At 72.0% G+C, this 12060-nt stretch carries 10 protein-coding genes; 8 read left to right on the top strand and 2 right to left on the bottom strand.

The window, feature by feature from the left end:
- Positions 1-31: 31 nt before the first annotated feature.
- Positions 32-1384, top strand: coding sequence for a replication-associated recombination protein A (locus tag ABZY31_RS19775; RefSeq protein ID WP_356412110.1), 1353 nt, complete (start codon positions 32-34; stop codon positions 1382-1384).
- An 11-nt stretch (positions 1385-1395) separates the two neighbouring features.
- Here the strand turns inward: ABZY31_RS19775 and ABZY31_RS19780 are convergent, their stop codons facing one another.
- Complete coding sequence (locus ABZY31_RS19780; protein WP_356412112.1) at positions 1396-2316, bottom strand: DUF2470 domain-containing protein; 921 nt, start codon at positions 2314-2316, stop codon at positions 1396-1398.
- Positions 2317-2371: 55 nt separating this feature from the next.
- On the opposite strand from ABZY31_RS19780, the gene rpsD reads away from it, so the two are divergent.
- Positions 2372-2983 carry a 30S ribosomal protein S4 gene (rpsD, locus tag ABZY31_RS19785; RefSeq protein ID WP_283451479.1) on the top strand — a complete coding sequence of 204 codons (612 nt, stop codon included), beginning with the start codon at positions 2372-2374 and terminating at the stop codon, positions 2981-2983.
- Positions 2984-3005: 22 nt separating this feature from the next.
- On the opposite strand, the gene ABZY31_RS19790 is transcribed toward rpsD, so the two are convergent.
- Complete coding sequence (locus ABZY31_RS19790) at positions 3006-5216, bottom strand: AAA family ATPase (RefSeq protein WP_356412114.1); 2211 nt, start codon at positions 5214-5216, stop codon at positions 3006-3008.
- Positions 5217-5351: 135 nt separating this feature from the next.
- On the opposite strand from ABZY31_RS19790, the gene ABZY31_RS19795 reads away from it, so the two are divergent.
- The 6 genes from ABZY31_RS19795 (at position 5352) to ABZY31_RS19820 (ending at position 12006) form a co-directional block, all read left to right on the top strand.
- A complete protein-coding gene (locus ABZY31_RS19795; RefSeq protein ID WP_356412115.1) occupies positions 5352-5801 on the top strand; it encodes a DUF948 domain-containing protein in 450 nt (149 codons plus the stop codon).
- A 7-nt stretch (positions 5802-5808) separates the two neighbouring features.
- On the top strand, positions 5809-6162 hold the full coding sequence (locus tag ABZY31_RS19800; protein ID WP_356412117.1) for a DUF6167 family protein: 354 nt from the start codon (positions 5809-5811) through the stop codon (positions 6160-6162).
- A complete protein-coding gene (gene alaS / locus ABZY31_RS19805; protein ID WP_356412119.1) occupies positions 6162-8831 on the top strand; it encodes an alanine--tRNA ligase in 2670 nt (889 codons plus the stop codon). The genes ABZY31_RS19800 and alaS overlap by 1 nt, the downstream gene beginning before the upstream one ends.
- A gap of 2 nt (positions 8832-8833) precedes the next feature.
- The gene (gene ruvX / locus ABZY31_RS19810) at positions 8834-9304 is read left to right on the top strand and encodes a Holliday junction resolvase RuvX (RefSeq protein WP_330329458.1); all 471 of its coding nucleotides are present in this window, start codon (positions 8834-8836) and stop codon (positions 9302-9304) included.
- Between the two features lie 130 nt (positions 9305-9434).
- A complete protein-coding gene (gene mltG / locus ABZY31_RS19815) occupies positions 9435-11174 on the top strand; it encodes an endolytic transglycosylase MltG (protein ID WP_356412121.1) in 1740 nt (579 codons plus the stop codon).
- A 7-nt stretch (positions 11175-11181) separates the two neighbouring features.
- Positions 11182-12006, top strand: coding sequence for a shikimate dehydrogenase (locus tag ABZY31_RS19820; RefSeq protein WP_356412123.1), 825 nt, complete (start codon positions 11182-11184; stop codon positions 12004-12006).
- Positions 12007-12060: the final 54 nt, after the last annotated feature.

Consider the following 12060-nt stretch of genomic DNA (forward strand, 5'->3'; position numbering starts at 1 on the left):
CGCTGTCGGCGGGCTGGCATAGGCTTCCGGTGTGGAACCAGACCTCTTCACCGCAGCCGCCGAGGACCGCCAGGAGAAAGACCCGTCGAGTTCTCCGCTCGCCGTCCGGATGCGCCCGCGCACCCTGGACGAGGTCGTCGGCCAGCAGCACCTGCTCAAGCCGGGCTCGCCGCTGCGGCGCCTGGTGGGTGACGGCGCGGGCGGACCGGCCGGCGCCTCCTCGGTGATCCTGTGGGGACCCCCCGGCACCGGGAAGACCACCCTGGCGTACGTCGTCAGCCAGGCCACGCAGAAGCGGTTCGTGGAGCTGTCCGCGATCACCGCCGGGGTCAAGGAGGTCCGCGCGGTCATCGAGGGCGCCCGCCGCGCCGCCGGGGGGTACGGCAAGGAGACCGTCCTCTTCCTCGACGAGATCCACCGGTTCAGCAAGGCCCAGCAGGACTCCCTGCTCCCCGCCGTCGAGAACCGCTGGGTCACGCTCATCGCGGCGACCACCGAGAACCCGTACTTCTCGATCATCTCCCCGCTGCTCTCGCGCTCCCTGCTGCTCACGCTCGAACCGCTCACCGACGAGGACCTCACCGCCCTGCTGCGGCGGGCGCTCACCGAGGAGCGCGGCCTGGGCGGGGCGGTCACCCTGCCGGCCGACGCCGAGGCGCACCTGCTGCGGATCGCGGGCGGTGACGCGCGGCGCGCGCTGACCGCGCTGGAGGCGGGGGCCGGCTCGGCCATCGCCAAGGGCGAGGCCGAGATCACCCTCCAGACGGTGGAGGAGGCCGTCGACCGGGCCGCGGTGAAGTACGACCGGGACGGCGACCAGCACTACGACGTGGCCAGCGCCCTCATCAAGTCGATCCGCGGCTCCGACGTGGACGCGGCGCTGCACTACCTGGCCCGGATGATCGAGGCGGGGGAGGACCCACGGTTCATCGCGCGCCGCCTGATGATCTCGGCGAGCGAGGACATCGGCCTCGCCGACCCCACGGCCCTGCCGACCGCCGTCGCCGCGGCCCAGGCCGTGGCGATGATCGGTTTCCCGGAGGCCGCGCTGACGCTGAGCCACGCGACGATCGCGCTGGCGCTGGCGCCCAAGTCGAACACGGCGACCACCGCGATCGGGGCCGCGCTGGCCGACGTCCGCGCGGGGCTGACCGGGCCGGTCCCGACGCACCTGCGGGACGGGCACTACAAGGGGGCGGCGAAGCTCGGGCATGCGGTGGGGTACGTCTACCCGCACGACGTACCGGGCGGCATCGCGGCGCAGCAGTACGCGCCGGACGAGATCCACGGCAAGCGGTACTACGAGCCGACGCGCTACGGGGCGGAGGCGCGGTACGCGGACGTGGTGGAGAAGGTACGGGAGCGGCTGCGCGGGAGCGGCTGAGGGCAGCCGGGTCAGTGGCCGGCGGCGGCGAAGAGCGAGTGCATCGCCCGGCGCAGACCGCCGATGTCGCGGACCGGCGCGGGGAAGTCGAAGCGGGCGTCGAACGGGCCGCCCGTACCGCCGGTGAAGCGCACCCGCAGGCCGAGGCGGTCCAGGGCGAGGGGGACCGCGTCCAGTCCGGCGCCGCCGCGCGGGCCGAGCAGGCCGCACAGTTCCCGGACCCGGTCCGCGTGCCGGGCGTACAGGTGCTGGAGCAGCTCGGTCTCGTGGGCCACCATCGGGTCCGGCGCGGCGCCCGCCAGCTCGTCGGGGTCCACGTACCCGGTGCCCCAGAGGTCGTCGACGGTGATCTCGCCGACCTCCAGCCGCAGCAGCATCCAGGCGGGCCGCCCGTAGCGGCCGGGCGCGGGTTCGGGATCGAGGGCCTCGCCCATGCCGAGCAGTTCGCCCACCGGATGGCGCGCGGCGAGCAGTGCGGCGCAGGCCGCGCGGTCGTCCCCGCGCACCGGAGTGAGCCAGCCCGCCAGCCGGGCGCGGCCTCGGATACGATGGGGAACGGACACCGGCGCCACGTCCGTGATCTCGATCACGGCGGTGAGGTCGTCGTCCTGGGCGTGAGCGGCCGCTCTGGCAGCCGCGGATTCCCCTGACACAAGGAGAATCACGTCCCCGTCCGGGGTGACGGTCCGAGCGGCCGGCACCCCCGTCCCGAACTCTTCGGTCGCCCGGCAGTCACGAGCACCCGGCAGAGTGAGGGATACTGAGGCGTTGGACTCTACGAGGGTTCGTACGCGTTCGGCTCCGGTGAGCTGCCGAACGCCTTCCCTGGGACGCGGCTGACCTTGCTTATCGTCGTCGAAAGCAGATTCCGTTTCGTTGGAATCTGAACTTCGTCGCGCACTGGGCAGGGGGATCCCATGTGGTCGAGACATTACGTCCTCCTCGCTAAGGTAAGCCTCACCTAACTTACATGGAGGTAGGTTCCACGTGAACCAGAAGCGACCCAAGGTCAAGAAGTCGCGTGCCCTCGGCATTGCGCTGACCCCGAAGGCCGTCAAGTACTTCGAGGCCCGCCCCTACCCGCCGGGCGAGCACGGCCGTGGCCGCAAGCAGAACTCGGACTACAAGGTGCGTCTGCTCGAGAAGCAGCGTCTGCGCGCCCAGTACGACATCTCCGAGCGCCAGATGGCCCGCGCGTACGACCGCGCGAAGAAGGCCGAAGGCAAGACGGGCGAGGCGCTTGTCGTCGAGCTCGAGCGTCGCCTCGACGCCCTGGTCCTGCGTTCGGGCATCGCCCGCACCATCTACCAGGCGCGCCAGATGGTCGTTCACGGCCACATCGAGGTCAACGGTGGCAAGGTCGACAAGCCGTCGTTCCGTGTCCGCCCGGACGACGTCATCACGGTCCGCGAGCGCAGCCGCGACAAGCACCCCTTCCAGGTTGCTCGTGAGGGTGGCTACGCCGGCGAGGGTGAGGCCCCCCGCTACCTGCAGATCAACCTGAAGGCCCTGGCCTTCCGCCTCGACCGTGACCCGAACCGCAAGGAAATCCCGGTCATCTGCGACGAGCAGCTCGTCGTCGAGTACTACGCCCGCTGATTTCCCTCAGCGAGCGCGGTCCTCACAGGCTGTTCGTCTCGACGGAAGCCCGTCCGCTCCCCTTCGGGGGAGGGGGCGGGCTTTCCGCCGTTCCGCGCGGCCGCGGCACGCCGGCCTCCGCGCCCCGCCCGGTCCGCGGCTCCGGCCCCCGCAGCGCCCGCTCCACCACGGCGTCCACCTCCAGCCCGCTGCCGTGCCGGGCCCCCGCCGCGTACCGCTCCGCGCCCAGCAGCTCGCTCGCCTGCTCCTGGCACATCACCCGCGGCGCGTTGAAGTAGGCCGAGCCGAACAGCCGCGGCCCCACCGCGCCCCACATCGGCTCCGCCGCGCCCTGGAGCACCGCGGCCTCCGCCGGTTCCCCCTCGGCGACGGTCACCAGCGCCAGCAGTTCGAGCGCCAGGACCAGGCCCAGCAGGTCGTGGAACGCGTGGTTGATCGTCACGCACTCGGCCAGCAGCCGCCGCGCCTCGGCCGCGCCGCCCGCGTCCAGGGCCGCGTAGGCCAGGACGTACAGCGCGTACGCCTTAGCCCAGCGCTCCCCGCGGTCCTCGCAGATCTCCCGGGCGTCCTCGCACAGGGCCAGCGCGCCCGCCAGGTCCCCCTGGAACGCCAGCGCCATCGCCAGCTCCACCTGGCACATCAGGACGTTGCTGTTCAGCTCCCCGGCCTCCCGGTAGCGCTCCAGCGCCGCCCCCAGCAGCTCCCCGGCCCGCACCATGTCGTCGCGGAGCAGCGCCAGGCAGCCCATCCGGTGCACCGCGTAGGCCGTGGCCACCGGGTTCCCGGCGGCGAGGGCCGCGTCCCGGCACTCGTGCAGCGCGCTCATCGAGGCCACCGCGTCCCCTTGGAGCGCGGCGACGTACCCCAGCACCCACAGGGCCTTCAGCCGCGCCGGTTCGTGCTCGGCGCCCTGGCGCCCGGCCTGCTCCAGCGAGCGGTCCAGCCAGAGCCTGCCCTCGGCGAGCCGCCCGCAGCCCGCCCAGTAGAACCACAGGGTCCCCGCCAGGTACTGGCCCAGGTGCAGCTCGTCGGGATCCTCCAGGCAGCACTCCAGCGCGAGCCGCAGGTTCGCCAGCTCGGCCTCCACCAGCGCCGCCACCTCGTGCTGGCGCGGACTGAACCAGTCCAGCTCGCACCAGGTCGCCAGGCCCATGTACCAGTCGCGGTGGCGCCGCCGCAGCCGCACCGCGTCCCCCAGCGACTCCAGCCAGCAGGCCCCGTACATCCGTACGGTCTCCAGCATCCGGTAGCGGGTCCCCGCCGGGGTCCGCTCGCGCACCAGCAGCGACTGCGCGAGCAGCTCGCCGACCAGGTCCAGCACGCTCTCCACGGGCAGGTCCGGGCCCGCGCACACGTACTCGGCGGCCTCCAGGTCGAACCGGCCCGCGAAGACGGACAGCCGCGCCCACAGCAGCCGCTCCGCGGCCGTGCACAGCTCGTGGCTCCAGCCGATCGCCGTCCGCAGCGCCCGGTGCCTGGGGAGCCCCCCGCGCCCGCCGCCGGTCAGCAGCGCGAACCGGTCCTCCAGCCGGACCAGCACCTGCGCCGGGGACAGCGTGCGCAGCCGCCCCGCCGCCAGCTCCAGCGCCAGCGGGATCCCGTCCAGCCGGTCGCACAGCTCGGCGACCGCGGCCCGGTTCTCGGCGGTGACCGCGAAGGATGGGTCGGCCGCGGTCGCCCGGTCGGCCAGCAGCGCCACCGCGTCGTCCGTGCCGAGCGGGGCCAGCGGGAAGGACCGCTCCCCGGCCAGCGCGAGCGGTCGGCGGCCGGCGGCCAGCACGCACAGGCCGGGGGAGCGGCGCAGCAGCTCGTGCACCAGCTCGGCGCACTCGTCGACCAGCTGCTCGAAGCCGTCCAGGACCAGCAGCAGCCGCCGGGGAGCCAGGTGCTCGGCCAGGACGGTCCGGGGCGGCCGGGTCGTGTGGTCGGTGAGCCCGAGGGCCTCGGCGAGCGTCAGCTCCAGCAGCGCGGGATCGCGCACGGCCGACAGCTCGGCCAGCCAGACGCCGTCGCAGTAGCGTTCCTGCGCCTGCGCCCGCGCCTCCCGGGCGGCGGCGAGGACCAGCCGGGACTTGCCCACCCCGCCCACCCCGGTCACCGTCACCAGGCGCGCGGTGCCCAGCAGCCGCGCCAGCTCGCCCAGTTCGGGGCCCCGGCCGACGAAGCCGTTCAGCTCCGAGGGAAGATTGCCGTACGGCGCCGTGCCGGGAGGAGAGTCGTCGGGTCGTCGCATGGGACACGGAGGGTACTCGTCCGGATGCGATGCGTACAAGGCGCCTGCTCCGGGTCCCGAATTCCGGTAGGGGTGCGGATCTCCGGCGCGATAGGGTCGGGGGACGAGTTTTCAACACGCAGAGAGCGGTGCAAAGTGTCCGGTGGAGAGGTGGCCGGGATCCTCGTGGCCGTCTTCTGGGCGATCCTGGTCTCGTTCCTCGCGCTCGCGCTGGCGCGACTGGCCCAGACGCTGAAGGCGACCACCAGACTGGTGGCCGAGGTGACCGAACAGGCGGTCCCGCTGCTGGCGGACGCCTCCACGACCGTACGCTCCGCGCGCACCCAGCTCGACCGGGTCGACGCCATCGCCAGCGACGTCCAGGAAGTCACCTCCAACGCCTCCGCGCTCTCCAGCACCGTGGCCTCCGCCTTCGGCGGCCCGCTGGTCAAGGTCGCGGCCTTCGGCTACGGAGTGCGCAAGGCGCTCGGGCGCAAGGAGGCGGCGGCAGCGGCCCCGAACGGCGCGCCCGCGCGGACACCCAGGCGTACCGTGATCGTCGGGCGCACCGTGCCGGCGGCCCGGCGCCGGAAGCAGAAGGACTGAGACCGCGATGTTCCGCCGTACCTTCTGGTTCACCGCAGGCGCAGCCGCCGGCGTGTGGGCCACCACCAAGGTGAACCGTAAGCTCAAGCAGCTGACCCCGGAGAGCCTCGCCGCGCAGGCCGCCGACAAGGCGCTGGAAGCGGGCCACCGGCTCAAGGACTTCGCCCTCGACGTCAAAGCGGGAATGACGCAGCGCGAGGACGAGCTGAACGACGCACTGGGCCTGCACCAGGATCCCGACCGGCCCGACAACGTCACCGCCCTCCCCGGGCCGCGGCGGCTGCGGGCCCTCGGGACCGACGCGGGCCCGCACAAGAACGACCCCCCGAAGTTTTCGTACAACCGGAATGAGGACCACTGATGGAGTCGGCTGAAATCCGCCGCCGCTGGCTGAGCTTCTTCGAGGAGCGCGGTCACGCCGTTGTCCCTTCGGCGTCGCTCATCGCGGACGACCCGACTCTGCTGCTGGTCAACGCGGGCATGGTCCCGTTCAAGCCGTACTTCCTGGGTGAGGTCAAGCCGCCCGCCCAGCGGCTGACCAGCGTCCAGAAGTGCGTGCGCACGCCGGACATCGAAGAGGTCGGCAAGACCACCCGCCACGGCACGTTCTTCCAGATGTGCGGCAACTTCTCCTTCGGCGACTACTTCAAGGAAGGCGCCATCACCTACGCCTGGGAGCTGCTCACCAGCTCCGTGGCGGACGGCGGCTACGGCCTGGAGCCCGAGAAGCTCTGGATCACGGTCTACCTCGACGACGACGAGGCCGAGCAGATCTGGCGCGAGAAGATCGGCGTGCCCGCCGAGCGCATCCAGCGCCTGGGCAAGAAGGACAACTTCTGGTCCATGGGCGTGCCCGGACCCTGCGGCCCCTGCTCCGAGATCAACTACGACCGCGGCCCCGAGTTCGGCGTCGAGGGCGGCCCGGCCGTCAACGACGAGCGGTACGTGGAGATCTGGAACCTGGTCTTCATGCAGTTCGAGCGCGGCGCGGGCGAGAACAAGGAAGACTTCCCGATCCTCGGCGACCTGCCGTCGAAGAACATCGACACCGGCCTCGGTCTCGAACGCCTCGCCATGATCCTGCAGGGCGTGCAGAACATGTACGAGACCGACACCCTGCGCGTGGTCATGGACAAGGCCACCGAGCTGACGGGCGTGCGCTACGGCGCCGCCCAGGACAGCGACGTCTCGATGCGCGTGGTCGCCGACCACATCCGCACCTCCGCCATGCTCATCGGCGACGGGGTCACCCCCGGCAACGAGGGCCGCGGCTACGTGCTGCGCCGCATCATGCGCCGCGCCATCCGCAACATGCGCCTCATGGGCGCCACCGGCCCGGTCGTCCTGGACCTGATCGGCGTCGTCATCGACACCATGGGCCTCCAGTACCCGGAGCTGGTCACCGACCGCAAGCGGATCGAGACCGTCGCCCTCGCCGAAGAGGCCGCCTTCCTCAAGGCCCTCAAGGGCGGCACGAACATCCTCGACACCGCCATCAGCGAGACCAAGGCCGCGGGCGGCTCGGTCCTGGCCGGGGACAAGGCGTTCCTGCTCCACGACACCTGGGGCTTCCCGATCGACCTCACCCTGGAGATGGCCTCCGAGCAGGGCCTCTCCGTGGACGAGCCGGGCTTCCGGCGCCTGATGCAGGAGCAGCGGGACAAGGCCAAGGCCGACGCCCGCGCCAAGAAGACCGGTCACGCCGACCTGTCCGCCTACCGCGAGGTGGCCGACCACTCCGGCGAGACCGAGTTCACCGGCTACGGCTCCACCGAGGGCGAGTCCACCATCGTGGGCCTCCTCGTCGACGGGGTCTCCTCGCCCGCCGCCTCCGAGGGCGACGAGGTCGAGATCGTCCTGGACCGCAGCCCCTTCTACGCCGAGGGCGGCGGTCAGCTCGCCGACCAGGGCCGGATCAAGCTGCACTCGGGCGCGGTCGTCCAGATCCGCGACGTGCAGAAGCCGGTCCCGGGCGTGCACGTGCACAAGGGTGTCGTCCAGGTCGGCGAGGTCACGGTGGGCGCCTCCGCGTACGCCGTCATCGACGTCAAGCGCCGCCGGGCCATCGCCCGCGCGCACTCGGCCACCCACCTGACCCACCAGGCCCTGCGCGACGCCCTCGGCCCGACGGCCGCCCAGGCCGGTTCCGAGAACTCGCCCGGCCGCTTCCGCTTCGACTTCGGCTCGCCGAACGCCGTCCCCGGCACGGTGCTCACCGACGTCGAGCAGAAGATCAACGACGTGCTGGCGCGCGAGCTGGACGTCACCGCCGAGGTCATGAGCATCGACGAGGCGAAGAAGCAGGGCGCCATCGCCGAGTTCGGCGAGAAGTACGGCGAGCGCGTGCGCGTCGTCACCATCGGCGACTTCTCCAAGGAGCTGTGCGGCGGCACCCACGTCGGCAACACCGCTCAGCTCGGCCTGGTCAAGCTGCTCGGCGAGTCCTCCATCGGTTCCGGCGTGCGCCGCGTCGAGGCCCTGGTCGGCGTGGACGCGTACAACTTCCTCGCCAAGGAGCACACGGTCGTCGCCCAGCTCCAGGAGCTGGTCAAGGGCCGTCCCGAGGAGCTGCCGGAGAAGATCGCCTCCATGCTCGGCAAGCTGAAGGACGCCGAGAAGGAGATCGAGAAGTTCCGCGCCGAGAAGGTGCTCCAGGCCGCCGCCGGTCTGGTCGCCGGCGCCCAGGACGTCCGCGGCGTCGCCGTGGTCACCGGCCAGGTGCCGGACGGAACCGGCGCCGACGACCTGCGCAAGCTGGTCCTCGACGTCCGCGGCCGCGTCCCCGGGGACCGTCCGGTCGTCGTGGCCCTCTTCACGGTCGCCAGCGGCCGCCCGCTCACCGTCATCGCCACCAACGAGGCCGCCCGCGAGCGCGGCCTCAAGGCCGGCGACCTGGTGCGCGCGGCCGCCAAGACCCTCGGCGGCGGTGGCGGCGGCAAGCCGGACGTCGCCCAGGGCGGCGGGCAGAACCCGGACGCCATCGGCGAGGCCATCGGCGCGGTCGAGCGCCTCGTCGGCGAGACGGCCTGACGATGACGCTGCGCCGTGGCCGACGCCTCGCGATCGATGTCGGTGACGCCCGGATCGGGGTCGCCTCGTGCGACCCCGACGGGGTGCTGGCCACACCGGTCGAAACCGTGCCGGGACGCGACATCCCGGCCGCGCACAAGCGGCTGCGGCAGCTCGTGGCGGAGTACGAGCCCCTCGAAGTCGTGGTCGGCCTCCCCCGCTCGCTCAGCGGGCGGGAGGGGCCGGCCGCGGCCAAGTGCCGGGCCTTCGCCATGGAGCTGGCCAAGGGCATCAAGCCCGTGGGGGTGCGCCTGGTGGACGAGCGGATGACGACGGTCACCGCGGCCCAGGGCCTGCGGGCCTCGGGGCGCAACGCCAAGAAGGGCCGGTCGGTCATCGACCAGGCGGCCGCCGTGGTCATCCTCCAGAACGCGCTGGAGACCGAACGGGTATCAGGTAATCCGCCCGGTGAGTGCGTCGAAGTGGTTGTCTGATCGCGATACGGTAACGTTCCGCGCGATGTGACGGCATTCGAACAGCCGTCGCCCACCACTTCTGAGGCGGAACCGGGTGCCGCGGCCCACCAAGCAGCCGCTGCCTCCGTCTCGCGGCTCTAGGGGACCGATGACCGAGTATGGACGGGGCTCTGGCCCTGAACCGTGGCACCCAGAGGACCCTCTCTACGGGGACCCGGCGTGGGCGCACCAGACCCAGCAGGGTCAGCTGCCCCACGACGTCGGCCGGCAGCAGTATCCGCAGGAGCCGCAGTACCACGGGCAGCCGCCGCAGCCGCAGTACCAGCAGCCGCAGCAGCAGTACGCCGCGCACCCGCAGCACCCTCAGCAGCAGTACCCCGCGGAGTACCAGGGCTACGCGCCCGAGCACCCGCAACAGCAGCAGCAGTATGCGCAGCAGCCGCAACAGCAGCAGCCGGTGTACGACGGCGGCCCGCCGGTCCAGGAGGTCTGGGACACCGGCCAGGGCCAGCAGGCCGTGCCCTACGGCGTGGACCCGTACGCCCAGCAGCCGGTGCCGTACCCGGGGGAGGCCCCGGACGACTACGGCACCGACCGCGCCTACCCGCCGCCGCAGCCCCCCGGCCGCCGCCACCTCGTCCCCGAGCCCTCCACCGAGTGGCAGGACGAGAGCGCCGAGCCGCAGGACGAGGAGGACGGGTCCTTCCTCGCGGCCGGTGGCGGGGGCGAGGACGAGCCCCCCACGGGCCGCCGCGGCCGCGGCAAGGGCAAGGACGACAAGAACAAGGGATCGAGACGCGCGGGCTCGGCGTGCCTGATCGCCGCCCTGGTCATCGTCGGCGCGGTCGGCGGCGTCGGCTACTACGGCTTCTCCTACATCAAGGCGAAGCTCGGCATGGCCGAGGACTACTCGGGCGAGGGCACCACCGCGGTCGACGTGGAGATCCCCAAGGGCGCGACGCTCGGCCAGATGGGCGCCATCCTGGAGAAGGCCGGCGTGGTCGCCAGCGCCCAGGCCTTCGTCAACGCGGCGCAGCAGAACCCCAAGGGCAGCGGGATCCAGCCCGGTCTCTACCCGCTGCGCAAGCAGATGTCGGCGAAGTCCGTCGTCGACATCATGTCCGACCCCTCGAAGCTCAACGTCATCATCGTCGCCGAGGGCCTGCGCAACGTGAAGGTCTACGAGACGATCGACAAGAAGCTGGGGCTCCAGGAGGGCACCACCCAGGAGCTGGCCAAGCGGGAGGTCAAGACCCTCGGCCTGCCCGCCTGGGCCGAGGACGGCAAGGGGCTCAAGGACCCGCTGGAAGGATTCCTCTACCCGGCGCGCTACGACGTCACCACCGGGATCACCCCGCAGGACCTGCTCAAGAAGATGGTCAAGAACGCCACCGACAAGTACGCGGCGCTCGGCATCGAGGGCAAGGCCAAGGACCTCGGCCTCAAGAACCCGCTGGAAGTCGTCACCGTCGCGAGCCTGGTCCAGGCGGAGGGCAACAAGCACGAGGACTACCGCAAGATGGCGGCCGTCATCTACAACCGCCTCAAGCCCTCGAACACCGTCACCAACCAGAAGCTCGAATTCGACTCGACGATCAACTACATCAAGGGCACGAGCAACATCAACGTCTCCCGCGAGGAGACGCGGTCCATCGACGACCCGTACAACACCTACAAGAACCGGGGCCTGCCGCCCGGGGCCATCAGCAACCCCGGCGCCGACGCGCTCAACGCGGTCCTGAACCCCGACAAGGACGGCTGGATGTTCTTCGTCTCGGTCGACGGGAACAAGACCACCTTCACCAAGACCCTCGCCGAGCACAACAAGCTCGTCGAGGAGTTCAACACGCGCCAGGCAGAGAAGAAGCAGCAGCAGAGCGGTGGGTAGCGAGAACATGTCACGGATAAGGGCCGCGGTGCTGGGTTCGCCCATCGAGCACTCCCTCTCACCGGTGCTGCACCGCGCCGCCTACCGGGAGCTGGGCCTCGTCGACCGGTCCTACGACCGGTTCGAGATCGACGAGGCCGCGCTCCCGGCCTTCCTCGCCGGGCTCGGCCCCGACTGGGCGGGCCTGTCGCTGACCATGCCGCTCAAGCGGGCTGTCATGCCGCTGCTCGACGAGGTCAGCGCGACCGCCGCCTCCGTGGAAGCGGTCAACACGGTCGTTTTCACCGAGGACGGCCGCCGGGTCGGCGACAACACCGACATCCCCGGCATCGTCTCCGCGCTGCGCGAGCGCGGGGTCGAGAAGGTCCCGTCGGCCGCGATCCTGGGCGCGGGCGCCACCGCCTCCTCCGCGCTGGCCGCCCTCGCCCGGGTCTGCTCCGGCGAGGTGACGGCGTACGTCCGCTCCGCCGACCGGGCGGACGAGATGCGCCGCTGGGGCGAGCGGCTCGGCGTTCCCGTCCGCACCGCCGGCTGGGCGGCCGCCGCCGAAGCGCTGCACGCGCCGCTGGTGATCGCGACCACCCCGGCCGGAGCCACCGACGCGCTCGCCGCGGCCGTCCCGGAGCGGCCCGGCACCCTGTTCGACGTGCTCTACGACCCCTGGCCGACGGCGCTGGCCGCGGCGTGGAGCGGCCGCGGCGGCGCGCTGGTCGGCGGGCTCGACCTGCTCGTCCACCAGGCCGTCCTCCAGGTCGAGCTGATGACCGGCCGCTCTCCCGGCCCGCTCGCCGCGATGCGGGCCGCCGGGGAACGCGCCCTGGCCGCCCGGTAGATCCACCCGGCCGACCGGCCCGTACCCGCCCGAACCCCTCCCGACCTGCCACAG

This window comes from Streptomyces sp. NPDC006529 (genome assembly GCF_040611795.1).
Lineage (GTDB): Bacteria > Actinomycetota > Actinomycetes > Streptomycetales > Streptomycetaceae > Streptomyces.

What these genes read in the sequence shown, in the direction of transcription:
- alaS (WP_356412119.1), top strand. Translation starts at nt 6,162, where the DNA reads ATGGAGTCGGCTGAAATCCGCCGCCGCTGGCTGAGCTTCTTCGAGGAG.
- ABZY31_RS19780 (WP_356412112.1), bottom strand. Translation starts at nt 2,316, where the DNA reads ATGTCTCGACCACATGGGATCCCCCTGCCCAGTGCGCGACGAAGTTCA.
- ABZY31_RS19800 (WP_356412117.1), top strand. Translation starts at nt 5,809, where the DNA reads ATGTTCCGCCGTACCTTCTGGTTCACCGCAGGCGCAGCCGCCGGCGTG.
- ruvX (WP_330329458.1), top strand. Translation starts at nt 8,834, where the DNA reads ATGACGCTGCGCCGTGGCCGACGCCTCGCGATCGATGTCGGTGACGCC.
- ABZY31_RS19790 (WP_356412114.1), bottom strand. Translation starts at nt 5,216, where the DNA reads ATGCGACGACCCGACGACTCTCCTCCCGGCACGGCGCCGTACGGCAAT.
- mltG (WP_356412121.1), top strand. Translation starts at nt 9,435, where the DNA reads ATGACCGAGTATGGACGGGGCTCTGGCCCTGAACCGTGGCACCCAGAG.
- ABZY31_RS19820 (WP_356412123.1), top strand. Translation starts at nt 11,182, where the DNA reads ATGTCACGGATAAGGGCCGCGGTGCTGGGTTCGCCCATCGAGCACTCC.